We start from the raw sequence: 23,913 nt of genomic DNA, 5'->3' as shown, positions 1-23,913 counted from the left end.
AACTCCGCGCTGCCGGTGCCTTTCTGAGGCACCGGCAGCTTTTTCGTACACCCGCGAGGCACCCTTGACAGTCCCATGAGCGCCCAAGAGCCTGGCGTCTGTTCACCTTCGTGACTGACAACAGCAAGGGGGGCACATGAGACGCAGAGCGAGATCGATCCTCGCCGCGGCTTCACTGCTGATCGCCGGAGTGGCGGCGGCACCCGTCGCCGGAGCGCAGCCGAACGACCGGGACGGCGGTGACGCCCTCTCCGTGTGGCGCGCCGAGGTCACCGAGGAGCAGGTCCCGCTGCTCCTCGACGCCGGTGCCGACGCCCACGAACTCACCGAGCAGGTCCCGGCCAAGGGCTCCGCGACGGTCGAGCTCTTCCTCACCGGCCGGCAGGCCGGGCAGCTGCGCGGCCAGGGCGTCGAGATCGCCGAGCACCACCTCAGCGCCCAGGCCGAGCAGCGGGTCGCCGCCGCCGGGGACGGCGTCTTCCGCCCGTACGGCGGTCCGAACGGCCTCAAGCAGGAGATCCTGGACACCGGGCGGGCCAACCCCGGCCTGACCAAGGTCGTCTCCATCGGCAAGACCCTCAACGGGCAGGACATCCTCGCCCTCAAGCTGACCAAGGGCGCCGCGCGCACCAAGGACGGCTCGAAGCCCGCCACGCTGTACATGTCGAACCAGCACGCGCGCGAGTGGATCACCCCGGAGATGACCCGGCGGCTGATGCACCACTACCTCGACAACTACGGCAAGGACGAGCGGATCACCCGCATCGTCGACTCCACCGAGCTGTGGTTCGTGCTCTCCGCCAACCCGGACGGCTACGACTACACGCACGCGGACCCCGCCAACCGGCAGTGGCGCAAAAACCTCCGCGACAACGACGGCGACGGGAGGATCGCCCCCGGCGACGGCGTCGACCTCAACCGCAACTTCGCCTACAAGTGGGGCTACGACAACGAGGGTTCGTCTCCCGACCCGGCCGACGAGACCTTCCGCGGCAAGGGCCCCATGTCGGAGCCGGAGACCCGGGCCCTCGACGCCTTCCAGAAGCGCATCGGCTTCGCGTACGGCGTCAACTACCACTCGGCCGCCCAGCTCCTGCTGTACGGCGTCGGCTGGCAGGTCGCCACCGACACCCCCGACGACGTGGCCCTCAAGGCCCTCGCCGGCACCCCGCAGAAGTCCGCCGTGCCCGGCTACCGGCCGCAGGTCTCCTCGGAGCTGTACATCACCAACGGCGAGGCGGACGGACACGCCGCCAACGTCAACGGGATGCAGATGTTCACCCCGGAGATGTCGACCTGCGCCACCGCCTCCCGCGTCGACCCGAACGACGCCTGGAACCCGGGCGACTGCGCCTCCGTCTTCACCTTCCCCGACGACGAGAAGCTGATCCAGGCCGAGTTCGCCAAGAACGTCCCCTTCGCGCTCGCCGTCGCCGAGACCAGCGCCCACCCCGACCGGCCCGTCTCCCCGGTCGGCATCGACGCCCCCGACCTCACCCCGAAGACCTTCACCACCTCCTACGCCCGCGGCGCGGAGCAGGAGGTCGCCGTCACCGCCCGCAAGTCGCTGCGCGCCAAGACCCTGAAGTACCGCATCAACGGCGGCCGCACCCACAGTGAGGAGGTCGAGGCCTGGAAGGGCGGCGAGACCTTCGGCGGCGACGACAACCTGTACTTCGACGAGTACCGCGCCGAGGTCGAGGGAGCCCGCCCAGGCGACTCCGTCGAGGTCTGGTTCACCGCCCGCACCCGCGAGGGCAGGGCCACCGCCTCAGCCCCCTTCACGTACAAGGTCGCCGGGCGTCCCCGCGGCGACGTGCTCGTCCTCGCCGACGAGGGCGGCACCACCGCCGCGCAGCACACCGCCGACTACGTGAAGGCGCTCGCCGACAACAAGCGCGCGGCCGCCGTCTGGGACGTCGCCACCCAGGGAGCCCCGGACGCCCTCGGCGTCCTCTCCCACTTCCGTACCGTCGTCTGGTACACCGGCGCCGAGCGCCCCTCCGGCGCCGCCCAGCTCGCCGTCCGCGCCTACCTCAACGAGGGCGGCAAGCTGATCAACGCCGGCGAGAAGTCCGGCGGGCTCACCGAGGTCGGCCGGGCCGAGTCCAACGACTTCGCCCAGTACTACCTCGGCGCCTACCACCGCGCGGGCCTCAAGAACCCGCCCGCCTTCGCCGGCACGGGTGCCTTCGCGGGCACCGGCGCGACGCTCGGCGCCGCCGCCGACAACCCGCTCGACAACGCGGGCGCGTACACCGTCACCTCGGACACGCTGAAGCCGGACCAGTTCCCGCAGTTCGCGAGCAGCGCCTCCGCGGGCGACTACCCGGGCATCCGCACCCCCTTCGAGCCCGCCGAGGGCTCGACGTTCGCCGCCGTCAAGCACGCCGACGACACCTGGGCCCGGCTCGCCAGGACCGTCGACCTCACCGGCGTCGCCGCCGGGTCGAAGCCGCGCCTGGACTTCCAGGTCAGCTACGACACCGAGCCCGGCTACGACAACCTCGTCGTCGAGGCCCACACCGTCGGCCAGGACGACTGGACGACCCTGCCCGACGCCAACGGCGGCACCTCCGCCCAGCCCCCGGCGGACTGCGGCGAGGGCTACTACCTGCGCGGCCACCCCTTCCTCGCCCACTACCTCACCGTCGGCGAGGACAGCTGCGCGGCCACCGGCACCACCGGCTCCTGGAACGCCTTCACCGGCCCCTCCAACGGCTGGCGGCAGGCCTCCGTCGACCTGAGCGCCTGGGCGGGCAGGAAGGTCGAGCTCGCGATCTCGTACATCTCCGACCCCGGTACGGGAGAGATGGGCGCCTTCGTCGACGACACCCGGCTCGTCACCGCGGCCGGTACCGAAGCGGAGGGCTTCGAGACCTCCCTCGGCGCCTGGTCGGCCCCGGGCGCCCCGGCGGGAAGCCCCGGCAACGCCTCCGACTGGACGCGCTCCGCGGCGCTCTTCCACTCGCAGGCCGCGGTCACCACCCGCGACACCGTCCTCCTCGGCTTCGGCCTGGAGCACGTGCCCGGCACGGCGGAGCGCGCACGGCTCCTCGGCCGGGCCCTCGGGGCTCTCCGGCGCTGACGGAGAGTAGTCGGGACAAAGGTCCCAAGGCGGCCCGTACCCATTGGTAGGTACGGGTCGTCGGCCGTTTTCCCTCACTTTCCGGGCTCGTACGGCTGCGCGCGATGTCACTCGCGGGCGGCCGGGGAGGTAGGGTCGTAAGCGGTCGGGGACATCCCAAAAAACAAAAATCTCGCCGGCGTCGATACACCGGCGTTCCTAACGAGGAGATCGGTTCGTGACGATCCGCGTAGGCATCAACGGCTTTGGCCGCATCGGCCGGAACTACTTCCGCGCGCTCCTTGAGCAGGGTGCTGACATCGAGATCGTGGCTGTCAACGACCTGGGTGACACCGCGACCACCGCACACCTGCTGAAGTACGACACCATCCTGGGTCGCCTCAAGGCCGAGGTGACCCACACCGCCGACACCATCACCGTCGACGGCCACACCATCAAGGTGCTGTCCGAGCGCGACCCGGCCGACATCCCCTGGGGCGACCTGGGCGTCGACATCGTCATCGAGTCGACCGGCATCTTCACCAAGAAGGCCGACGCCGCGAAGCACCTCGCCGGCGGCGCCAAGAAGGTCCTCATCTCGGCTCCGGCCACGGACGAGGACATCACCATCGTCATGGGCGTCAACCAGGACAAGTACGACGCCGCGCAGCACGACGTCATCTCGAACGCGTCCTGCACCACCAACTGTGTCGCGCCGATGGCCAAGGTCCTCGACGAGAACTTCGGCATCGTCAAGGGCCTCATGACGACGGTCCACGCGTACACCAACGACCAGCGCATCCTCGACTTCCCGCACAAGGACCTGCGCCGCGCCCGCGCCGCCGCGGAGAACATCATCCCGACCACGACGGGTGCCGCCAAGGCCACCGCCCTGGTCCTCCCGCAGCTCAAGGGCAAGCTCGACGGCATCGCCATGCGCGTCCCGGTCCCGACCGGCTCCGCCACCGACCTGGTCGTCACCCTCGACCGCGAGGTCACCAAGGACGAGGTCAACGCCGCGTTCAAGAAGGCCGCCGAAGACGGCGACCTCAAGGGCATTCTCTTCTACACCGAGGACCCGATCGTCTCCTCGGACATCGTCAGCGACCCGGCGTCCTGCACCTTCGACGCCTCCCTGACGATGGTCCAGGAAGGCAACACGGTCAAGATCCTCGGCTGGTACGACAACGAGTGGGGCTACTCCAACCGTCTCGTCGACCTCACCGTCTTCGTCGGCGGCCGGCTCTAAGCTTCAGGGCGGGTTTTCGATGGGAGCAGGGCTCGGGCAGCGCAACGCCGCGCTGTGCGAGCCCTGTTTGTGTGCTCCACCGCGTACCAAGGAGTCTGTAAACAGATGAAGACGATCGACGAGCTTCTCGAAGAGGGCGTCGAAGGCAAGCGCGTGTTCGTCCGCGCCGACCTGAACGTGCCGCTCGAAGGCACCAAGATCACCGACGACGGCCGCATCCGCGCCGTCGTCCCCACGGTCAAGGCGCTCGCCGACGCGGGTGCCCGCGTCGTGGTCGCCTCGCACCTGGGCCGCCCCAAGGGTGCCCCGGACCCGGCCTTCTCGCTCGCCCCGGCCGCCACGCGCCTCGGTGAACTGCTGGGCGCCGACGTGGCGTTCGCGACCGACACCGTCGGCGACTCGGCCAAGGCCACCGTCGCCGCCCTCGCCGACGGCCAGGTGGCCGTCATCGAGAACCTCCGCTTCAACGCCGGCGAGACCTCGAAGGACGACGCCGAGCGCGGCGCCTTCGCGGACCAGCTGGCGGCCCTCGCCGACGTGTACGTCGGCGACGGCTTCGGCGCCGTGCACCGCAAGCACGCCTCGGTCTTCGACCTCCCCGGCAAGCTGCCGCACGTCGCCGGCTACCTCATCGCCACCGAGGTCGGCGTCCTGAAGAAGCTCACGGACGAGGTCCAGCGGCTGTACGTGGTCGCGCTCGGCGGCGCCAAGGTCTCCGACAAGCTGGCCGTCATCGACAACCTGCTGCAGAAGGCCGACCGCATCCTCATCGGCGGCGGCATGGCGTACACCTTCCTCAAGGCCAAGGGCCACGAGGTCGGCATCTCGCTGCTCCAGGAGGACCAGATCCCCGCGTGCCTGGGGTACCTGGCGGAGGCCGAGAAGCGCGGCGTGGAGTTCGTCCTCCCCGTCGACGTGCTGGTCTCGGCGGACTTCCCGGACCTGAAGACCAAGGCCCCGGCCAACCCCACCACGGTCGCGTCGGACGCCATCCCGGCCGACCAGGAGGGCCTGGACATCGGTCCGGAGACCCGTAAGCTCTACGCCTCGAAGCTCGCCGACGCCGGCACCGTCTTCTGGAACGGTCCGATGGGCGTCTTCGAGCACCCCGACTACGCCGAGGGCACCAAGGCCGTCGCCCAGGCGCTCGTCGACTCCCCGGCCTTCACGGTCGTCGGTGGTGGCGACTCCGCCGCAGCCGTCCGCATCCTGGGCTTCGACGAGAAGGCATTCGGCCACATTTCGACCGGCGGCGGCGCCTCCCTCGAGTACCTCGAGGGCAAGACGCTTCCCGGCCTTGCCGCACTGGAGGACTGACCCCCTTATGACTGCATCCCTTTCTTCTGGCCGCACCCCGCTGATGGCGGGCAACTGGAAGATGAACCTCAACCACCTCGAGGCCATCGCCCACGTCCAGAAGCTCGCCTTCGCCCTGACCGACAAGGACTACGACGCCTGTGAGGTCGCCGTCCTCGTCCCCTTCACCGACCTGCGGTCCGTCCAGACCCTGGTCGACGGCGACAAGCTCAAGATCAAGTACGGCGCCCAGGACATCTCGGCGCACGACTCCGGCGCCTACACCGGCGAGATCTCGGGCCTGATGCTGTCCAAGCTGAAGGCCGCCTACGTTGCCGTCGGCCACTCCGAGCGCCGCCAGTACCACGCCGAGAACGACGAGGTCTGCAACGCCAAGGTGAAGGCCGCCTTCAAGCACGGCGTGACCCCGATCCTCTGCGTCGGCGAGGGCCTGGACATCCGCAAGGCCGGCAACCAGGTCGAGTACACCCTCGCCCAGGTCGACGGCGGCCTGAAGGACGTCCCGGCCGAGCAGGCCGAGACGATCGTGATCGCGTACGAGCCCGTGTGGGCCATCGGCACCGGCGAGGTCGCCACCCCCGAGGACGCCCAGGAGGTCTGCGGGGCGATCCGCGGCCGCCTCGCCGAGCTGTACTCCCAGGAGCTGGCCGACAAGGTCCGCATCCAGTACGGCGGCTCGGTCAAGGCCGGCAACGTCGCCGCGATCATGGCGCAGCCGGACGTCGACGGCGCCCTGGTGGGCGGCGCGGCGCTGGACGCCGACGAGTTCGTCAAGATCGTGCGCTTCCGCGACCAGTGAGTATGCGGTAGCGGAGTTACGTCGTACCCTTGCGGGGGTCGGGCAGGCGCCCGGCCCCCGTCCGTATAAGTCCGAGGAAGTTGGTCCAGCCGTGGTTATGGGGTTCTCGATCGCCCTGATCATCTTCAGCGCGCTGCTGATGCTGCTCGTGCTGATGCACAAGGGGAAGGGCGGCGGCCTCTCCGACATGTTCGGTGGCGGCATGCAGTCGTCCGTCGGCGGCTCCTCGGTCGCCGAGCGGAACCTGGACCGGATCACGGTCGTGGTCGGTCTGCTCTGGTTCTCCTGCATTGTGGTACTTGGTCTGCTGATGAAGTTGGACCGGTAACTCCAATCACTGGACGCGCGTTGGGCCTTACGTAGACTGGGGCATCTTCGAGCACCATCACGCAGGGAGTTACGACCGTGGCAAGTGGCAACGCGATCCGGGGAAGCCGGGTCGGAGCGGGGCCGATGGGGGAGGCCGAGCGGGGCGAGTCGGCACCGCGCCTCCGCATCTCCTTCTGGTGCTCGAACGGGCACGAGACGCAGCCGAGCTTCGCCAGCGACGCAGCGGTCCCGGATACCTGGGACTGCCCGCGCTGCGGCTTCCCGGCGGGCCAGGACCGGGACAACCCGCCGGACCCGCCGCGCACGGAGCCGTACAAGACCCACCTCGCCTATGTGCGTGAGCGGCGCAGCGACGCGGACGGCGAGGCGATCCTCGCCGAGGCGCTCGCCAAGCTGCGCGGCGAGATCTGAGCGTGGCGTGATGAAGTGACGAAGGGCCTTGCCCGTGAACCCGGTTCGCGGACAAGGCCCTTCGTCGCGTTGTCAGTGGCGTCGTCTACGGTCGGTCGAGAAGGGACCACCGAGCGCGAGGGGGCGTCGTGGCAGCGACGGACGCGGGGACCGCCACCAAGGCCGTGCCCGACTGGCGGGGCGGCTTCGGGCGGCTGTGGACCGCCGCTGTCGTCTCCCGCTTCGGCGACTCCCTGCGCACCGCCGCCCTGCCCCTGCTCGCCGCCTCCCTCACCGACGACCCGCTCCTCATCGCCTCCGTCACCGCCTGCGGCTTCCTGCCCTGGCTGCTCTTCGGCCTCCTCGGCGGGGCCGTCGCCGACCGGGTCGACCAGCGGCGGGCCATGTGGGCCGTCGACCTCGTCCGCGGCGCGCTCGTCGCCGCCTTCGCCGTCGCCGTCGCGACCGGGCACGCCACGATCGCCCTGCTCCTCGTCCTCGCCTTCGCGCTCACCACCCTCCAGACCCTCTTCGACAACGCGGCCACCGCACTCCTGCCCGCCCTCGTCCCCGCCGAGGCCCTGGCCGCCGCCAATGCCCGGCTGATGACCGGTCAGCAGTTCGCCGGCGGGCTCCTCGCCGCGCCCCTGGTGCCCGCGCTGCTCCTCGCCGGCCCCTCCGTGCCGTACGCGGCCGACGCCGCCACCTACGTCCTGGCGGCGCTCCTCATCGCCTCCCTGCGCACCGCGGCCCCCGAGAGACCGCCCCGCCCGGCGGGCTCCACCCTCCGCAAGGAGATGGCCGAAGGGCTCGGCGCGCTCCGCCGGGACCGGACCCTGCGACGGCTCTGCACCGCCACCACCCTCTGCAACATCGGCATGGGCGCCCTCATCGCCACCCTCGTCGTCCATGTCACCGGCGGGCTCCACGCCGGGAACGGCGGATACGCGGCGACCGTCACCGCCTTCGCGGCCGGCGGGGTCGCGGGCGGCTTCCTCGCCCGCCGTCTCGCCGAACGGACCGGGCGCATACGGGCGGTGACCCTCGCAGGGGCGCTCCAGACCGGCTGCCTGCTCCTCATGGGGCTGGTGCCCACGCTCGCCGTCACCGTCGCCTCCATGGCCGTCTTCGGGCTCCTCGGGACCGTGTGGAACGTCAACCAGACGACCCTCATGCAGGAGCGCGCGCCCGAGGGGATGCTCGGCCGCATCGCCGCGGCCTTCCGCACCCTCGCCGTCGCGGGCGCCCCGCTCGGGGCCCTCGCCGGCGGCGCCGCGGCCGGCGGCTGGGGCCCGCACTCACCCGTCCTCCTCGCGGCGGCGCTGTTCGCGCTCGCCGTAGCGTCGCTGGCGCCTCTGATCAATTAGGTTGGAGGGGCAGCGGGGCAGACATACGAGAAGAAGTGGGCGATGTCCGAGATGAACAACGAAGGCCGCAACAGGCTCAACCGGCTGCCCGAGTGGGCGGCCCTCGGCAAGCACCGTGAGCAGCTGGGCGAGACCCATCTGCGTGAACTGTTCGCCGCCGAACCGGCGCGCGGCACCGACTACACCCTGCGCGTCGGTGACCTCCACCTGGACTACTCCAAGCACCTCGTCACCGACGAGACGCTGACCCTGCTGCGCGAACTCGCCGCCGCCACCGGCGTCGCCGAGCTCCGCGACGCCATGTTCCGCGGCGAGAAGATCAACACCACCGAGGACCGCGCCGTCCTCCACACCGCGCTGCGCGCCCCCCGCGGGGCCGTGATCGAGGTCGACGGGGAGAACGTCGTCCCCGGCGTCCACGCCGTCCTCGACAAGATGGGCGCCTTCGCCGACAAGGTCCGCGCGGGCGAGTGGACCGGCCACACCGGCAAGCCCATCAAGAACATCGTGAACATCGGCATCGGCGGCTCCGACCTCGGCCCCGCCATGGCCTACGAGGTCCTGCGCTCCTACACCCAGCGGGACCTGACGTTCCGTTTCGTCTCCAACGTCGACGGCGCCGACCTCCACGAGGCCGTCCGCGACCTCGACCCCGCCGAGACCCTGTTCATCGTCGCCTCGAAGACCTTCACCACCATCGAGACGATCACCAACGCCACCTCCGCCCGCAACTGGCTCCTCACCGGGCTCCAGGCGGGCCAGGAGGCCGTCGCCAAGCACTTCGTGGCCCTCTCGACCAACGCCGAGAAGGTCGAGGAGTTCGGCATCGACACCACGAACATGTTCGAGTTCTGGGACTGGGTCGGCGGCCGCTACTCCTACGACTCCGCCATCGGCCTCTCCCTGATGATCGCCATCGGCCCGGAGCGCTTCCGCGAGATGCTCGACGGTTTCCACCTCGTCGACGAGCACTTCCGCACCGCCCCGCCGGAGGAGAACGCGCCGCTGCTCCTCGGCCTCCTCGGCGTCTGGTACGGCGCCTTCTTCGACGCGCAGTCGCACGCCGTCCTGCCGTACTCCCACTACCTGTCCAAGTTCACCGCCTACCTCCAGCAGCTCGACATGGAGTCCAACGGCAAGTCCGTCGACCGCGAGGGCAACCGCGTCGACTGGCAGACCGGACCCGTCGTCTGGGGCACCCCCGGCACCAACGGGCAGCACGCCTACTACCAGTTGATCCACCAGGGCACCAAGGTCATCCCGGCCGACTTCATCGGCTTCGCCCGGCCCGTCGAGGACCTGCTGCCCGGTCTCGTCGCCCAGCACGACCTGCTCATGGCCAACTTCTTCGCCCAGACCCAGGCGCTCGCCTTCGGCAAGACGCCCGAGGAGGTACGGGCCGAGGGCGTCGCCGAGGAACTCGTCCCCCACAAGACCTTCCAGGGCAACCACCCGACCACCACGATCCTCGCCGAGGCGCTCACCCCGTCCGTCCTCGGCCAGCTGATCGCGCTCTACGAGCACAAGGTCTTCGTCCAGGGCGCGGTCTGGAACATCGACTCCTTCGACCAGTGGGGCGTCGAACTCGGCAAGGTCCTCGCCAAGAAGATCGAACCGGTCCTGACGGAGGGCGAGGGAGCCGAGCAGCTCGACAGCTCCACCGCCGGGCTCGTCTCCGTCTACCGCTCGCTGCGCGGACGGTAACCGGATGACGGGGGAGGACGCGGTGCGGCTGCGGCCGCCCAGGAACGCCGTCGACGCACGGGCCGTCACCTGGTGGCGGGTCCGGCTGCTCGTGGCCACCGCCCTGCCGGCGGCGGTTCTGGCCGTGCTCGGCGCGCTGATCGGACCGGCCAGGTCCTGGCTGCTGATCGCGGCCGGGGCCGTGGCGGCCCTGGGCCTCGCCTGCACCGCGTTCCTCCCCGCCTGGTGGTTCCGGGTGCACCGCTGGGAGGTCACCGACGAGGCCGTCTACGTGCGCACCGGCGCCCTCTGGCAGGAGTGGCGGATCGCCCCGATGTCCCGGATCCAGACCGTCGACACCGTACGCGGCCCGCTGGAACAGGCCCTCCGGCTCGCCACCGTCACCGTCACCACCGCCTCCTCCGAGGGTGCGATCCGCATCGAGGGCCTCGACCACGAGCTCGCCGCCGGACTCGCCGAGCGGCTCACCCTCCTCACCCGGGCCACCCCCGGGGACGCGACATGAGCGAGGAGGAGCAGTGGCGGCGGCTCGACCCGCGCACCCTGCTCGTCGACGCCGCCGTCCTCTGCGGGGTGGCCTGCGGCGCGGCCCTCCCCGCCGTGGCCGGCCTCTCCGGCGGCAGGCCCCTCTGGCAGGCCGTCGCCTGGGTCCTCGCCGGCGCCGCACTGCTCGTCCTCGTCGGCACCGCCGCCGACTGGGTCCGGCTGCGCCGCACCCGCTACCGCGTCGGCCCCGAGCGAAGCGAGATGGGGGTACCCCCGGCCGAAGGCTGGGGGAAGGTCGAACTCCACACCGGTCTCCTGCTGCTCAAGCGCCGCTCCCTGGCCCGGGAGCGGATCCGCAGCGTCGACCTCACCGCCAACCCCCTCCAGCGCGTCCTCGGCCTCGTCAAGGTCCGCATCGGCACCGGCGAGCACACCGCCGGCGAGTCCACCCTCGAACTCGAACTGGTCACCCGCGCCGAGGGCGAGCGGCTCCGCCAGGAGCTCCTCGCCCGCACCGCCTCCCTCGGGGAGCCCGGCGACGACAGCACCCTGGCCACGCTCGACCCGCGCTGGATCCGCTTCGCCCCCGTCTCCTTCCTCGCCCCCGCCCTCGGCGGCGCCGCCGTCGGCGCCGTCCTGCAGGTCAGCGAGTGGTTCGGCGCCCAGGGCGAGGTCATCGACTGGATAGGGGACCGCTTCCAGGACACCTCCCTGACCTGGATCGTCGTCGACCTGGTCCTGCTCGCGACCGCCGCCGGGGCCGTCGGCGCGCTCGGGCTCTGGATCGAGATGTGGTGGAACTACCGCCTGGAGCGCGAGCCGGGCGGCACCCTCCGTGTCCGCCGCGGCCTGTTCACCGCCCGCTCGGTCACCCTCGAGGAGCGCCGGCTGCGCGGGATCGAGCTCGTCGAGCCCCTCGGGGTCCGGCTGTTCGGGGCCGCCCGCGTCGACGCCGTCGCCACCGGCCTCGCCCAGGACGACGACGACAAGCACGCCGACCTGAAGAACCTGCTGCCCGCCGTCCCCCGGGAGCACGCCGAACGGGTCGCGGCCCAGGTCCTGCGCGAGCCGGAGCCGCCGACCGGGGCACCCCTCGCCGTCCACCCCCGGGCCGCCCGCGCGCGGCGGCTGCGCCGTGCCCTGTGGAGCGTCCTCGGATCCGCCGCGGTCCTCGCCGTCCTCGGCCTGCTCCTCACTCCCGTCCTGCTGTACGTGGCGGCCGGCTGGGCCCTCGTCCTCGGCCCGCTCGCCGTGCTGCTCGCCCTCGACGCGTACCGCGCGCTCGGACACGGCGTCAGCGGCGCCTATCTGGTGACCCGTTCGGGCAGCGTCCGGCGGAGGACGGTCGCCCTCCAGCGCTCCGGCGTCATCGGATGGACCGTCAAGCAGTCGTACTTCCAGCGCCGCTCCCGCCTGCTGACCCTCACCGCCACGACGGCCGCGGGGGAGGGGGCGTACGACATCCTCGACGTGGGCGAGAGCCAGGGGCTGGCCTTCGCCGCCGGAGCCGTACCGGGCCTCCTCGCGCCGTTCCTGGAGCGCGCCGACACGCCCGCGGACGCGATCGTAGACACACCCGTACAAGCGCCCGTACACACGCCGGAGGCCCGGCCCACCGAAAGGTGAACCGGGCCTCCGTACAGGTGCATCAGGCCGAGGCCGGCGGATACAGGCTGCGCGGCAGCTCCGACGCGGCAGCCGCGTCGAGCAGCCACAGCGTCCGCGAGCGGCCGTAGGCACCCGCCGCCGGGGCCTGCACCTCGCCCGCGCCCGACAGGGCGATCGCCGCGGCCTTCGCCTTGTCCTCTCCGGCCGCGAGCAGCCAGACCTCCTTGGCCGCCCGGATCGCCGGAAGCGTCAGCGAGACGCGGACCGGCGGCGGCTTCGGCGCGCCGTGCACCCCGACCACCGTCCGCTCGGTCTCGCGGACCGCGGGCAGCTCCGGGAAGAGCGAGGCCACATGGGTGTCCGGCCCGACGCCCAGCATCAGCACGTCGAAGGTCGGCACCCCACCGTGGTCGCCGGGACCCGCGGCGGCCGCCAGCTCCGCCGCGTAGGCGGCCGCGGCGGCGTCGACGTCGCTGCCGTACGGACCGTCCGAGGCGGGCATGGCGTGCACCCGCGCCGGGTCGAGCGGCACCCGGTCGAGCAGCGCGGCACGGGCCTGGGTGACGTTCCGCTCGGGGTCGCCCTCGGGCAGGTACCGCTCGTCGCCCCACCACAGGTCGAGCCGCGACCAGTCGATCGCGTCCCGTGCGGGGGCCGTACCGAGCGCCGCGAGCAGGCCGTTGCCGTTGCGGCCGCCGGTCAGCACGACCGAGGCGGAGCCGCGGGCGGCCTGGGCGTCCACGATCCGGGTGATGAGCCGGGCCGCGGCGGCCTCGGCCATCAGTTCCTTGTCGCGGTGGACGACCAGCTGAGGGGTGCTCACTTGGCCGCCGCCTTCTTGGCCGGGGTCTTCTTCGCGGCGGGCTTGGCCGCGGGAGCCGTCTCCACGACCGCCTCCGCCTCCGTCACCGCCTCCGCGACCGTCTCCACGGCCGGCTGAGCGACCGGCTCGGGGGCGGTCGTCGCCGCCGCCTCGTCGAGCCGCTCCAGACCGAACCTGAGCGCCGTCGCGTAGGTGTCGTCCGGGTCGAGCCTGCGCAGCTCCTCCGCGATCAGCTCGGCCGTGTCGCGGCGCTTGAGCGCCACCGCCCGGTCAGGCTGCCCTTCTATGGAGAGCGTCGCGAGCGAGCCGTCCGGCCGGTCCAGGACGATCGGGCCGGCGCTGGTCTGCATCCGTACCGAGGTGAGACCGGGGCCCGCCGACTTCGAGCGCCGCACCGGCACCTTCAGGCGGTCCGCCAGCCACATCGCGAGCAGCTCGACGCTGGGGTTGAACTCCTCGCCCTCCACCTCGGCGGAGTTGACCTCGCACACGACCTGGTCGAGCGCGGCGGCCAGCATGGAGCGCCACGGGGTGATCCGGGTCCACGAGAGGTCGGTGTCGCCCGGGGTGTACGCGTCCGCGCGCGCGGTCAGCTCCTGGATGGGCTGCTCGGCGGCGTACGTGTCGGTCACCCGGCGCTGGGCGAGCGCGCCCAGCGGGTCGTTCGCCGGGTCGGTCGGCGCGTTCACCGGCCACCAGACGACGACGGGGGCGTCCGGGAGGAGCAGCGGCAGCACCACCGACTGGGCGTGGTCGACGACCTCGCCGTACAGCCGGAGCACCACCGTCTCGCCGGTGCTGGCGTCGGCGCCGAGGCGGACCTCGGCGTCGAGCCGTGCCTTGGCACGGTCCCGCGGGGAGCGCGAGACCCTCTTGATGACGACGAGGGTCCGCGAGGGGTGCTCGCGGGACGCCTCGTTGGCCGCCTTCAGCGCGTCGTAGGCGTTCTCCTCGTCGGTGACGATCACGAGGGTGAGCACCATGCCGACGGCCGGCGTGCCGATCGCCCGCCGCCCGAGCACCAGCGCCTTGTTGATCTTGGAGGACGTGGTGTCCGTCAGGTCGGTCTTCATGGCCGGCGCCAGCTCCTGCCGTCTCGTGCGAGCATCTCGTCCGCCTCGACCGGACCCCAGGTCCCGGACTGGTACTGCGCGGGCTTGCCGTGCGTGTCCCAGAACTGCTCGATCGGGTCGAGGATCTTCCAGGACAGCTCGACCTCCTCGACCCGCGGGAAGAGGTTGGAGTCGCCGAGCAGGACGTCGAGGATGAGCCGCTCGTACGCCTCGGGGCTGGACTCCGTGAAGGACTCGCCGTACGCGAAGTCCATGGACACGTCCCGGATCTCCATCTGGGTGCCGGGCACCTTGGAGCCGAACCGCACCGTCACGCCCTCGTCCGGCTGGACCCGGATGACGATGGCGTTGCGGCCGAGCTCCTCGGTCGCGGTGTGGTCGAAGGGGGAGTGCGGGGCGCGCTGGAAGACGACCGCGATCTCGGTGACGCGGCGGCCCAGGCGCTTGCCGGTCCGCAGGTAGAACGGGACGCCCGCCCAGCGGCGGTTGTCGATCTCCAGCTTGATGGCCGCGTAGGTGTCGGTCTTCGACTGCGGGTCGATGCCGTCTTCCTGGAGGTAGCCGACGGCCTTGGCACCGCCCTGCCACCCGGCGGCGTACTGGCCGCGGACCGTGGACTTGCCCAGGTCCTTGGGCAGCTTCACCGCGCCGAGGACCTTGGTCTTCTCGGCGGCCAGCGCGTCGGCGTCGAAGGAGGCGGGCTCCTCCATCGCGGTCAGCGCGAGCAGCTGGAGCAGGTGGTTCTGGATGACGTCACGGGCGGCGCCGATGCCGTCGTAGTAGCCGGCGCGGCCGCCGATGCCGATGTCCTCGGCCATGGTGATCTGCACGTGGTCGACGTACGACCGGTTCCAGATCGGCTCGAAGAGGGTGTTGGCGAAGCGGAGCGCCAGGATGTTCTGGACGGTCTCCTTGCCGAGGTAGTGGTCGATCCGGAAGACCGCGTCGGGCGGGAAGACCTCGTGGACGACCTCGTTGAGCTCCTTCGCGGAGACCAGGTCGTGCCCGAAGGGCTTCTCGATGACGGCGCGGCGCCAGGAGCCGTCCTTCTGGTCGGCCAGGCCGTGCTTCTTGAGCTGCTGGACAACGAGCTCGAAGAACTTCGGCGGCACGGACAGGTAGAAGGCGAAGTTGCCGCCCGTGCCCTGTGCCTTGTCCAGCTCCTCGATCGTCGACTTGAGCTGCTCGAAGGCCGTGTCGTCGTCGAAGTCGCCCTGGACGAACCGCATGCCCTGGATCAGCTGCTGCCACACCTCCTCGCGGAAGGGGGTGCGCGCGTGCTGCTTGACGGCCTCGTAGACCTCCTGCGCGAAGTCCTCGTCCGCCCATTCGCGGCGCGCGAAGCCGACGAGCGAGAAGCCCGGCGGCAGCAGGCCGCGGTTGGCCAGGTCGTAGACGGCAGGCATCAGCTTCTTACGGGACAAATCGCCCGTGACGCCGAAGATCACCAGGCCCGACGGCCCCGCGATGCGCGGGAGCCGTCGGTCTGCGGCGTCACGGAGCGGGTTGGCTCCGTGGACTGCGCTCAAAGTGCTTACGCCTCCGAAGGTGCGAGGCGCTGAAGCTCCGCCTCGGTGGACTTGAGCAGGTCGTTCCAGGACGCCTCGAACTTCTCGACGCCCTCGTCCTCCAGGAGCTGGACGACGTCGTCGTAGCTGATGCCCAGCTTCTCGACGGCCGCCAGCTCGGCGCGCGACTGCTCGTACGTGCCGCGGATGGTGTCACCGGTGACCTCGCCGTGGTCGGCGGTGGCCTCCAGGGTGGCCTCCGGCATGGTGTTCACCGTGCCGGGCGCGACCAGGTCCACGACGTACAGCGTGTCCTTGTACGCCGGGTCCTTGACGCCGGTCGAGGCCCACAGCGGACGCTGCTTGTTGGCCTGCGCCTTGTCGAGGGCGGCCCAGCGGTCGGAGGAGAAGACCTCCTCGTACGCCTCGTAGGCCAGCCGGGCGTTGGCCAGGGCGGCCTTGCCCTTGAGCGCCTTCGCCTCGTCGGTGCCGAGGGCGACCAGGCGCTTGTCGATCTCCGTGTCCACCCGGGACACGAAGAAGGACGCCACCGAGTGGATCTTCGACAGGTCGAGGCCGCGCTCGCGGGCCTTCTCCAGACCCGCCAGGTAGGCGTCCATGACCGCGCGGTAGCGCTCCAGCGAGAAGATCAGCGTGACGTTGACGCTGATGCCGAGGCCGATGACCTCGGTGATCGCCGGCAGGCCCGCCTTGGTGGCCGGGATCTTGATCAGGGTGTTGGGGCGGTCCACCAGCCAGGCCAGCTGCTTGGCCTCGGCGATGGTGGCGGCCGTCTCGTGGGCGAGACGCGGGTCGACCTCGATGGAGACCCGGCCGTCCTGGCCGTCCGTCGCGTCGAAGACCGGGCGCAGGATGTCGGCGGCGTCACGGACGTCCGCCGTCGTGATCATGCGGATGGCCTCGTCGACGGTCACCTTGCGGGCGGCGAGGTCGGCCAGCTGCTGGTCGTAGCCGTGCCCCTCCGAGATGGCCTTCTGGAAGATGGACGGGTTCGTGGTCACACCGACCACGTGGCTCTGGTCGATCAGCTCGGCCAGGTTGCCGGACGTGATCCGCTGGCGCGAGAGGTCGTCCAGCCAGATCGCGACGCCTTCGTCGGAGAGGCGCTTGAGAGCGTCTGTCATGAGAGTTGCATCTCCAATTAAGTCGTACGTATGGACGTCAGCGCGCGGCGGCGGCCACGGATTCCCGCGCGGCGGCGACGATCGCCTCCGGCGTGAAACCGAACTCGCGGAAGAGGACCTTCGCGTCCGCCGAGGCACCGAAGTGCTCGAGCGAGACGATTCGGCCGGCGTCACCGACGTACTTGTGCCAGGTGAGACCGATGCCGGCCTCGACCGCGACCCGGGCCTTCACCGACGGCGGCAGGACCGAGTCCTTGTACGCCTGGTCCTGCTCCTCGAACCACTCCACGGACGGCATCGAGACCACCCGGGTCGGGACGCCGGCGGCCTGGAGCTGCTCACGGGCCTCGACGGCCAGGTGCACCTCGGAGCCCGTGCCGATCAGCACGACCTCGGGCGTGCCGCCCTCCGCCTCGAACAGCACGTAGCCGCCCTTGACGGTGTCCTCGTTCGGCGCGTACGTCGGCACGCCCTGGCGGGTGAGCGCCAGACCGTGCGGGGCACCCTTGCCGAAGACCTTGGTGTGGCGCTGCATGATCTCGCGCCAGGCCAGGGCCGTCTCGTTGGCGTCGGCCGGACGGACCACGTTCAGACCCGGGATCGCGCGCAGCGAGGCCAGGTGCTCCACCGGCTGGTGCGTCGGGCCGTCCTCGCCCAGACCGATCGAGTCGTGGGTCCAGACGTAGGTCACCGGCAGGTGCATCAGGGCGGACAGGCGCACGGCGTTGCGCATGTAGTCGGAGAACACCAGGAAGGTGCCGCCGTAGATCCGCGTGTTGCCGTGCAGCGCGATGCCGTTCATCTCCGCGGCCATGGCGTGCTCGCGGATGCCGAAGTGGATCGTGCGGCCGTACTTGTCGGCCTCCGGCAGCGGGTTGCCCTCCGGGAGGAAGGAGGACGTCTTGTCGATCGTGGTGTTGTTGGAGCCGGCGAGGTCGGCCGAGCCGCCCCACAGCTCCGGGATCACCGCGCCGAGCGCCTGCAGGACCTGACCGGACGCGGCACGCGTCGCGATGCCCTTGCCCGGCTCGAAGACCGGGAGCTTCTCGGCCCAGCCGGCCGGCAGCTCGTTGGCCTGGATGCGGTCGAACTCGGCGGCGCGCTCCGGGTTGGCCGTACGCCACTCCGCGAGCCGCTTCTCCCACGCGGCGCGGGCCTCACGGCCGCGGTCGCCGAGCGCACGGGTGTGGGCGATGACCTCGTCGCCGACCTCGAAGGTCTGCTCCGGGGCGAAGCCGAGGACGCGCTTGGTGGCCGCGATCTCCTCGTCGCCGAGCGCCGAGCCGTGCGAGGCCTCGGTGTTCTGCGCGTTCGGGGCGGGCCAGGCGATGATCGAGCGCATCGCGATGAACGACGGACGCTCGGTCTCGGCCTCGGCGGCCTTGATCGCCGCGTACAGCGCGGCCGGGTCCAGGTCGCCGTTGGACTTCGGCTCCACGCGCTGGACGTGCCAGCCGTAGGCCTCGTACCGCTTCATCGTGTCCTCGGACACGGCCGTCTCGGTGTCGCCCTCGATCGAGATGTGGTTGTCGTCCCACAGCAGGATCAGGTTGCCGAGCTTCTGGTGGCCGGCGAGCGAGGACGCCTCGGCGGAGATGCCCTCCTGGAGGCAGCCGTCACCGGCGATCACGTAGACGCGGTGGTCGAACGGGGAGGTGCCCGTGGCGGCCTCCGGGTCGAACAGGCCGCGCTCGTAGCGGGCGGCCATCGCCATGCCCACGGCGTTGGCGACACCCTGGCCCAGCGGGCCCGTGGTCGTCTCGACGGCGGCGGTGTGACCGTACTCCGGGTGGCCGGGGGTCTTCGAGCCCCAGGTGCGGAAGGCCTTCAGGTCGTCCAGCTCGAGACCGAAGCCACCCAGGTACAGCTGGGTGTAGAGGGTCAGGGACGAGTGTCCCGCGGAGAGGACGAACCGGTCGCGCCCGACCCACTCGGGGTCGGCCGGGTCGTGCCGCATCACCTTCTGGAAGAGGGTGTACGCGGCGGGCGCCAGGCTCATCGCCGTACCGGGATGGCCGTTGCCGACCTTCTGTACGGCGTCCGCGGCCAGGATGCGGGCGGTGTCGACAGCCCGCTGGTCCAACTCGGTCCACTCGAGGTCTGTGGTGGTCGGCTTAGTGCTCACCCTGGGTCAGGGCTCCTCTCCACATGTCTGAAGCCGGTGACTGAGGGTGTACCGGCGTTGTCGAGCCTACCCCCGCGGAACGCCCCTCTTTTCGTGTCCATGCCCCTCAAATGAGCGGAGAAATAGAAGGACACAGCAAGAGTGCCGGTGGTCGTGGGAGTTCGCCTCCCGAGGCGCGCCCGGAGCCGCGCAAGAACCGTGTCCACCCCTTGGGACGTACCGCACCAACACGACCCCACCCCCGCGAAGATCGGCGTCTGGGCAACGTCTACAGTGGCGTGGTACGCGCAAGCTTTACCCCGTCTTCACCCGGGGAGCTTGCTGGGAATTTCTCTGTCAGGGGTGTGCGTGACGGCCGTCGAGTCCCGACCCGCAGGGGTCGTCTTGACTCCCAGCCCGGGGGGCCATCGGCCGTTCGGGGCCCGCGTCAAGGCATTCGTGGCGCTGACCAAGCCGCGGATCATCGAGCTGCTGCTCATCACGACCGTTCCGGTGATGTTCCTCGCCGAGCAGGGCGTGCCCGACCTGTGGCTGGTGCTCGCCACCTGCTTCGGCGGCTACCTGTCCGCGGGCGGCGCCAACGCGCTGAACATGTACATCGACCGCGACATCGACGCCCTGATGGACCGGACCTCCCAGCGTCCGCTCGTCACCGGCGTCCTCACCCCGCGCGAGGGCCTGGTCTTCGGACTCACCCTGGCCGTGGTCTCCACGCTCTGGTTCGGGCTGCTCGTCAACTGGCTGTCCGCCGCGCTCTCGCTCGGCGCGCTCCTCTTCTACGTCGTGATCTACACGATGATCCTGAAGCGGCGCACCGCCCAGAACATCGTCTGGGGCGGCATCGCCGGCTGCCTGCCGGTGCTCATCGGCTGGTCGGCCGTGACGAACTCGATGTCCTGGGCCGCGGTCATCCTCTTCCTCGTCATCTTCTTCTGGACGCCGCCGCACTACTGGCCGCTGTCGATGAAGGTGAAGGACGACTACGCACGCGCGGGCGTGCCGATGCTGCCGGTCCTCGCCTCCAACAAGGTCGTCGCCAAGCAGATCGTGGCCTACAGCTGGGTGATGGTCGCCGTCTCCCTGCTCCTCACCCCGCTGGGCTACACCGGCTGGTTCTACACCGCCGTGGCCCTGCTCACCGGCGGCTGGTGGCTCTGGGAGGCGCACGCGCTCCTCAACCGCGCCAAGGCCGAGGTGACGGGCGCCAAGCTCAAGGAGATGCGCCTCTTCCACTGGTCCATCACCTATGTCTCGCTGCTCTTCGTGGCGGTCGCGGTGGACCCCTTCCTCCGCTAGCGCTCAGATGATCGGCTCGGTCCGACGGCCGGGTCACGTGGGATAGGCCACGTGGCCCGGCCGTCGCCGTTCGATCTACCCCTCGGTAGCATCCGTGTCATGGCAGAAACGAAGCAGGCAGAGCGCAAGGCGGCCCGGCTCGCCAAGGAGATCCAGGCCTTCTCCAAGGCCCACGGCGGCTCCGAGGGGCACCTCGCGCACATCGGCCAGGCGGGCACCCGGATCGTCCTGGTCGGCACGGACGGCGGCTGGGGCGACCTCGTCGCCCCGACGTACGAGGTCGCGACCAAGGCCGCCGAGAAGGCCGGTCTGACCCTCCACGAGGAGTTCGACGGCGAGTTCGCCGCCAAGGTCTCCACCGGACCGTACGAGTGGACCCGGATGGCCGGTATCCAGATCGGCGGCCCCTCCAACAGCTGACAACGGCTGAGGCAACAACCTCGCGCGGGGCTCACCCGTTAGGACGTGTGGAGACACGTCCACACAGGGAGCCCCCCGAGATGATCGACACGCCGCACCTGGTGGACCAGTACTGCCACGGGGTGCTCCGTACGGAGCTCGGCCTCGGCACCTTCGAGGCCCAGCTGGGTGCGCACCTGGGCGGGGACGGCGTGCTGCCCGCCGCGGGCACCACCTTCTTCGACACCCAGACCGGCTTCGCCGTGCGCCGCTGGTGCCCGCCGCTCCTCGGCCTCGAACCGCACTGCCCGCCCGCCCGCTACCTCGCCCGCCGCCGGGAACTCGGCGCCGCCGAGGCCGGCCGCCGGCTGCTCCGCGCCTCCGGGATCTCCACCTACCTGGTCGACACCGGGCTGCCCGGCGACCTCACCCGCCCCGCCGAGCTCGGCGCCGCGGGCGCCGCCGAGGCCCATGAGATCGTCCGCCTCGAACCCCTCGCCGAGCAGGTCGCCGACACCTCGGGCACTGTCGAGGCCTTCCTCGCCAACCTCACCGAGGCCGTCCACGGGGCCGCCGCCGGCGCGGTGGCCTTCGCCTCCGAGGCCTCCGCGTCCGCGAGCGCGCCCGAGCCGCCCGGTCCCGGAGAGGTACGGGGAGCCGCGGCGCGCTGGCTGGCCGGCCGCCCCGCGGGCGGCCGGCTCACCGACCCCGTCCTGCTGCGCCATCTGCTGTGGATCGCGGTGACGGCCGGACGCCCCCTCCAGCTGCACACGGAGGATCCGGGCGCCCTCGACGGCTTCGCCGCCGCCACCTCGGGACTCGGCGCAGACCTGGTGCTGCTGCACCGCTACCCGTACCACCGGGCGGCCGCCCACCTCACCGGACTTCACCCGCACGTGTACGCCGATCTCGGCCCCGTCCTCGCCCACACGGGGGCCCGGGCAGCGGCCGTCCTCGCCGAGGTCCTGGAGCGCGCGCCCTTCGGCAAGCTGCTGTTCTCCAGCGGCGCCCAGGGTCTCCCCGAGCTCCACGTGGTCGCGGCGAACGCGTTCCGCTCGGCGCTCGCCCGGGTGCTCGGCGAGTGGGTCATGGACGGCGCCTGGTCCCGTACGGACGCGCAGCGGGTCGCCGCGATGATCGCGGCGGGGAACGCGAAACGGGTCTACCGGCTCGCGTGACCCGGCCGACCCGGACCGTCAGTGCCCCTTGGTAGCGTTCCCGGGCACGATCGAACGGATCACGGGGAGCGCGGCATGCGGGAAGTGGCACGGCACGAGGTCGACGGGAAGAGGATCGAGAAGGCACTGGAGGACGCCCGGGTGCTGACCTTCGACCGCTGGCACGACCTCCGCTACGGCGGCATGTCGCTGTCGGCGCTCGGGGAGCTGCGCGACCAGCTCCTCGACCACGTCGGGGCCCGCACCCTGGAGGACCCCGCGCTCGCCGCGGACGCCTCGCGGACGGCGCTGCTCACCGCCGCCGAGTGTGCCCTCGGCGTGCTGGGCATCGGGTGCTTCCCCGGCGGCGACTGGGAGGTCCCGCTGCCCCTCGCCGACCGGACGCTCTCCAGCGACGACCAGCTCTTCGAGGAGAGCTGGGACCGGGACCACCGGGTGCCCACCGCCCGGACCTGGGTCGACACCTTCGCTCTGTGCCTGATCAGCGGGCTGGCCTGGGAGCGGCGGCGGGTGATCGGGCCGCTGCTCCGGGAGGACTACGCGCCCGCGATCCGCTCCGGAGTCCCGTACTCGCGCTTCGACTCGGTCTCGGAGCCGGCGGACCTCGCGGAGATGGACGCGCTGTGCGCCTACCTGACCGTCCAGAGCGGGCCCTACCCCGGTGCCGTACCCGGTCCCGTCCCGGTGAGGCGGCCCGAGGCGGAGGAGCGGGCGGCCGCGGCGCGGGCCCTCGACGAGGCCGGTCCCCTCGGCCCGGACCAGCGGCTGCTGCGCGTGCTGCTCGACGACGACCGCGAGGCCTTCGAGCAGGCGCTCGCGGTGCGGCTGGAGGAGCACCGCGCGGGTGTCGGTGCCGATCCGCGGCCGAGGACCCTGCTGCCCACGGGCGCCGTCGTGCTGGCCGCGCTCGCGCACCTGGCGCACGGCTGGGAGCCGGGAGTCCGCTCCGGCTATCTGCCGGAGGCGCCGCTGCGCGGGCCGGTGTCCGTATAGACGGAACCTCCGGGGCCCCGCGCGGTGCGGGTGCCCCGGAGGCTCCGGGAGGTGTCGGACCCGGCCCCGGTGGCTCAGGCGGTCGCGAGCTCGGGGTCGGTCTGGGCCGGGATCTCCGGCGTGGCGAGCGGGCGCTCGCGCAGGCTCAGCGCCAGGCGCAGGACCGCGATCCACATCAGCGAGGAGCCGAGCATGTGCGCGGCGACCAGCAGCTCGGGGACCCCGGTGAAGTACTGGACGTAACCGATCGCGCCCTGCGCGAGCAGCACGATCAGCAGGTCGCGGGCGCGGGCCCTCGTGTCGTCCGGGGCGTCCACCACACGCAGCACCAGCCACATCGCGAGCGCGAGGGCGCAGACGACCCAGGCGGCGATCGCGTGGACGTGGGCGGCGTTCGTCCAGTCCCACGGCATGCGCGGGACGTCGCTGCTGTCGCCGGCGTGCTTGCCGGCGCCGGTGACCGTCGTGCCGAGCACGATCAGGAGCGCGGAGACGAGCGTGATGGCCCAGGACAGCTTCCGGACCGGACGCGGCACGCGCGGCCGGGGGTCGGTGTCGCCCTCGCCGGTGCGGTGCCAGGTGATGACGGCGACCGTGAGCAGTGAGTTGGCGGCGATGAAGTGGCCGGCCACGGTCCACGGGTTGAGGCCCATCCAGACCGTGATGCCGCCGATGACGGCGTTGCTCATCACGATCCAGAACTGGGCCCAGGCGAGCCGGGTGAGCCCGCGGCGCCAGGGCTTGGTGGAGCGGGCCGCGACGATCGCCCAGCCGACCGCCGCCGACAGGACGTACGTCAGCATGCGGTTGCCGAACTCGATCGCGCCCCGGTAGCCCTGCTCGGGCGTCACGATGAGGCTGTCGTCCGTGCACTTCGGCCACGTGTCGCAGCCGAGACCGGAACCGGTCAGCCGGACCGCGCCGCCGGTGACGATGATGAGGACGCTCATCACGACGGCGGAGAGCGCGGCGCGCCGGAGCGTCCGGGGGGACGGGGTCCAGCGCTTGGCGATGTAGGCGAGGGGGGTCAGCACGGGCCCTATCGTAGGGCGGCGC

The 23,913-nt window shown here is 71.4% G+C and carries 20 protein-coding genes; 14 read left to right on the top strand and 6 right to left on the bottom strand.

The window, feature by feature from the left end:
* Positions 1-136: 136 nt before the first annotated feature.
* The 10 genes from ABT041_RS21820 to ABT041_RS21775 all read left to right on the top strand — a co-directional run bounded on the left by ABT041_RS21820 (position 137) and on the right by ABT041_RS21775 (position 12,335).
* Positions 137-3,088, top strand: coding sequence for a M14 family metallopeptidase (locus ABT041_RS21820; RefSeq protein WP_351186830.1), 2,952 nt, complete (start codon positions 137-139; stop codon positions 3,086-3,088).
* A 217-nt stretch (positions 3,089-3,305) separates the two neighbouring features.
* Positions 3,306-4,316 (top strand): type I glyceraldehyde-3-phosphate dehydrogenase, encoded by a 1,011-nt coding sequence (gene gap, locus ABT041_RS21815; RefSeq protein WP_351186828.1) that lies wholly within the window; start codon positions 3,306-3,308, stop codon positions 4,314-4,316.
* A 105-nt stretch (positions 4,317-4,421) separates the two neighbouring features.
* Positions 4,422-5,633 (top strand): phosphoglycerate kinase, encoded by a 1,212-nt coding sequence (locus ABT041_RS21810; protein ID WP_351186826.1) that lies wholly within the window; start codon positions 4,422-4,424, stop codon positions 5,631-5,633.
* 7 nt (positions 5,634-5,640) lie between these two features.
* Entirely contained in the window at positions 5,641-6,432 is a 792-nt protein-coding gene (tpiA, locus tag ABT041_RS21805; RefSeq protein WP_351186824.1) for a triose-phosphate isomerase, read from the top strand.
* Positions 6,433-6,529: 97 nt separating this feature from the next.
* Complete coding sequence (gene secG, locus ABT041_RS21800; protein WP_351186878.1) at positions 6,530-6,760, top strand: preprotein translocase subunit SecG; 231 nt, start codon at positions 6,530-6,532, stop codon at positions 6,758-6,760.
* 77 nt (positions 6,761-6,837) lie between these two features.
* Positions 6,838-7,173, top strand: coding sequence for an RNA polymerase-binding protein RbpA (locus ABT041_RS21795; protein ID WP_078908267.1), 336 nt, complete (start codon positions 6,838-6,840; stop codon positions 7,171-7,173).
* A 128-nt stretch (positions 7,174-7,301) separates the two neighbouring features.
* The gene (locus ABT041_RS21790; RefSeq protein WP_351186822.1) at positions 7,302-8,519 is read left to right on the top strand and encodes an MFS transporter; all 1,218 of its coding nucleotides are present in this window, start codon (positions 7,302-7,304) and stop codon (positions 8,517-8,519) included.
* A 42-nt stretch (positions 8,520-8,561) separates the two neighbouring features.
* On the top strand, positions 8,562-10,223 hold the full coding sequence (gene pgi, locus ABT041_RS21785) for a glucose-6-phosphate isomerase (RefSeq protein ID WP_502976567.1): 1,662 nt from the start codon (positions 8,562-8,564) through the stop codon (positions 10,221-10,223).
* Positions 10,224-10,227: 4 nt separating this feature from the next.
* Positions 10,228-10,728 (top strand): PH domain-containing protein, encoded by a 501-nt coding sequence (locus ABT041_RS21780; protein WP_351186820.1) that lies wholly within the window; start codon positions 10,228-10,230, stop codon positions 10,726-10,728.
* On the top strand, positions 10,725-12,335 hold the full coding sequence (locus tag ABT041_RS21775; RefSeq protein WP_351186818.1) for a PH domain-containing protein: 1,611 nt from the start codon (positions 10,725-10,727) through the stop codon (positions 12,333-12,335). The genes ABT041_RS21780 and ABT041_RS21775 overlap by 4 nt, the downstream gene beginning before the upstream one ends.
* Positions 12,336-12,357: 22 nt before the next feature.
* Here ABT041_RS21775 and pgl read toward each other — a convergent pair whose 3' ends face one another.
* The 5 genes from pgl to tkt are packed head-to-tail and all read right to left on the bottom strand — an operon-like array spanning position 12,358 to position 18,991.
* Positions 12,358-13,140: a 6-phosphogluconolactonase gene (gene pgl / locus ABT041_RS21770; RefSeq protein ID WP_351186816.1), complete on the bottom strand. Its 783-nt coding sequence runs from the start codon at positions 13,138-13,140 to the stop codon at positions 12,358-12,360.
* Positions 13,137-14,213: a glucose-6-phosphate dehydrogenase assembly protein OpcA gene (opcA, locus tag ABT041_RS21765; RefSeq protein ID WP_351186814.1), complete on the bottom strand. Its 1,077-nt coding sequence runs from the start codon at positions 14,211-14,213 to the stop codon at positions 13,137-13,139. Before opcA ends, pgl begins: the two co-directional genes overlap by 4 nt.
* A complete protein-coding gene (zwf, locus tag ABT041_RS21760) occupies positions 14,210-15,742 on the bottom strand; it encodes a glucose-6-phosphate dehydrogenase (protein ID WP_351186812.1) in 1,533 nt (510 codons plus the stop codon). The genes opcA and zwf overlap by 4 nt, the downstream gene beginning before the upstream one ends.
* Positions 15,743-15,747: 5 nt before the next feature.
* On the bottom strand, positions 15,748-16,866 hold the full coding sequence (gene tal, locus ABT041_RS21755; RefSeq protein WP_351186810.1) for a transaldolase: 1,119 nt from the start codon (positions 16,864-16,866) through the stop codon (positions 15,748-15,750).
* A 37-nt stretch (positions 16,867-16,903) separates the two neighbouring features.
* The gene (gene tkt, locus ABT041_RS21750) at positions 16,904-18,991 is read right to left on the bottom strand and encodes a transketolase (RefSeq protein WP_351186808.1); all 2,088 of its coding nucleotides are present in this window, start codon (positions 18,989-18,991) and stop codon (positions 16,904-16,906) included.
* Between the two features lie 348 nt (positions 18,992-19,339).
* Between tkt and ABT041_RS21745 the strand changes: the two genes are divergently transcribed.
* From ABT041_RS21745 to ABT041_RS21730, 4 genes are all read left to right on the top strand, one after another.
* Positions 19,340-20,287, top strand: coding sequence for a heme o synthase (locus ABT041_RS21745; RefSeq protein ID WP_351186806.1), 948 nt, complete (start codon positions 19,340-19,342; stop codon positions 20,285-20,287).
* Between the two features lie 99 nt (positions 20,288-20,386).
* Positions 20,387-20,707, top strand: coding sequence for a hypothetical protein (locus ABT041_RS21740; protein WP_351186804.1), 321 nt, complete (start codon positions 20,387-20,389; stop codon positions 20,705-20,707).
* Positions 20,708-20,787: 80 nt separating this feature from the next.
* Positions 20,788-21,864 (top strand): amidohydrolase family protein, encoded by a 1,077-nt coding sequence (locus tag ABT041_RS21735; RefSeq protein ID WP_351186802.1) that lies wholly within the window; start codon positions 20,788-20,790, stop codon positions 21,862-21,864.
* A gap of 75 nt (positions 21,865-21,939) precedes the next feature.
* Positions 21,940-22,857, top strand: a complete 918-nt coding sequence (locus tag ABT041_RS21730; protein ID WP_351186800.1) for an immunity 49 family protein — start codon at positions 21,940-21,942, stop codon at positions 22,855-22,857.
* 74 nt (positions 22,858-22,931) lie between these two features.
* On the opposite strand, the gene ABT041_RS21725 is transcribed toward ABT041_RS21730, so the two are convergent.
* On the bottom strand, positions 22,932-23,900 hold the full coding sequence (locus ABT041_RS21725; RefSeq protein WP_351186876.1) for a COX15/CtaA family protein: 969 nt from the start codon (positions 23,898-23,900) through the stop codon (positions 22,932-22,934).
* Positions 23,901-23,913: the final 13 nt, after the last annotated feature.

Source organism: Streptomyces sp. NPDC002825 (assembly GCF_040295385.1).
Taxonomy (GTDB): domain Bacteria; phylum Actinomycetota; class Actinomycetes; order Streptomycetales; family Streptomycetaceae; genus Streptomyces.
This window is presented reverse-complemented; position numbering and strand designations above follow the sequence as displayed.

Excerpts from the sequence above, each read along its gene's own strand:
- tpiA (WP_351186824.1), top strand. The coding sequence starts at position 5,641 with ATGACTGCATCCCTTTCTTCTGGCCGCACCCCGCTGATGGCGGGCAAC.
- ABT041_RS21735 (WP_351186802.1), top strand. The coding sequence starts at position 20,788 with ATGATCGACACGCCGCACCTGGTGGACCAGTACTGCCACGGGGTGCTC.
- tal (WP_351186810.1), bottom strand. The coding sequence starts at position 16,866 with ATGACAGACGCTCTCAAGCGCCTCTCCGACGAAGGCGTCGCGATCTGG.
- ABT041_RS21780 (WP_351186820.1), top strand. The coding sequence starts at position 10,228 with ATGACGGGGGAGGACGCGGTGCGGCTGCGGCCGCCCAGGAACGCCGTC.
- ABT041_RS21810 (WP_351186826.1), top strand. The coding sequence starts at position 4,422 with ATGAAGACGATCGACGAGCTTCTCGAAGAGGGCGTCGAAGGCAAGCGC.
- pgi (WP_502976567.1), top strand. The coding sequence starts at position 8,562 with ATGTCCGAGATGAACAACGAAGGCCGCAACAGGCTCAACCGGCTGCCC.
- ABT041_RS21740 (WP_351186804.1), top strand. The coding sequence starts at position 20,387 with ATGGCAGAAACGAAGCAGGCAGAGCGCAAGGCGGCCCGGCTCGCCAAG.
- ABT041_RS21775 (WP_351186818.1), top strand. The coding sequence starts at position 10,725 with ATGAGCGAGGAGGAGCAGTGGCGGCGGCTCGACCCGCGCACCCTGCTC.
- opcA (WP_351186814.1), bottom strand. The coding sequence starts at position 14,213 with ATGAAGACCGACCTGACGGACACCACGTCCTCCAAGATCAACAAGGCG.
- secG (WP_351186878.1), top strand. The coding sequence starts at position 6,530 with ATGGGGTTCTCGATCGCCCTGATCATCTTCAGCGCGCTGCTGATGCTG.
- ABT041_RS21820 (WP_351186830.1), top strand. The coding sequence starts at position 137 with ATGAGACGCAGAGCGAGATCGATCCTCGCCGCGGCTTCACTGCTGATC.
- ABT041_RS21730 (WP_351186800.1), top strand. The coding sequence starts at position 21,940 with ATGCGGGAAGTGGCACGGCACGAGGTCGACGGGAAGAGGATCGAGAAG.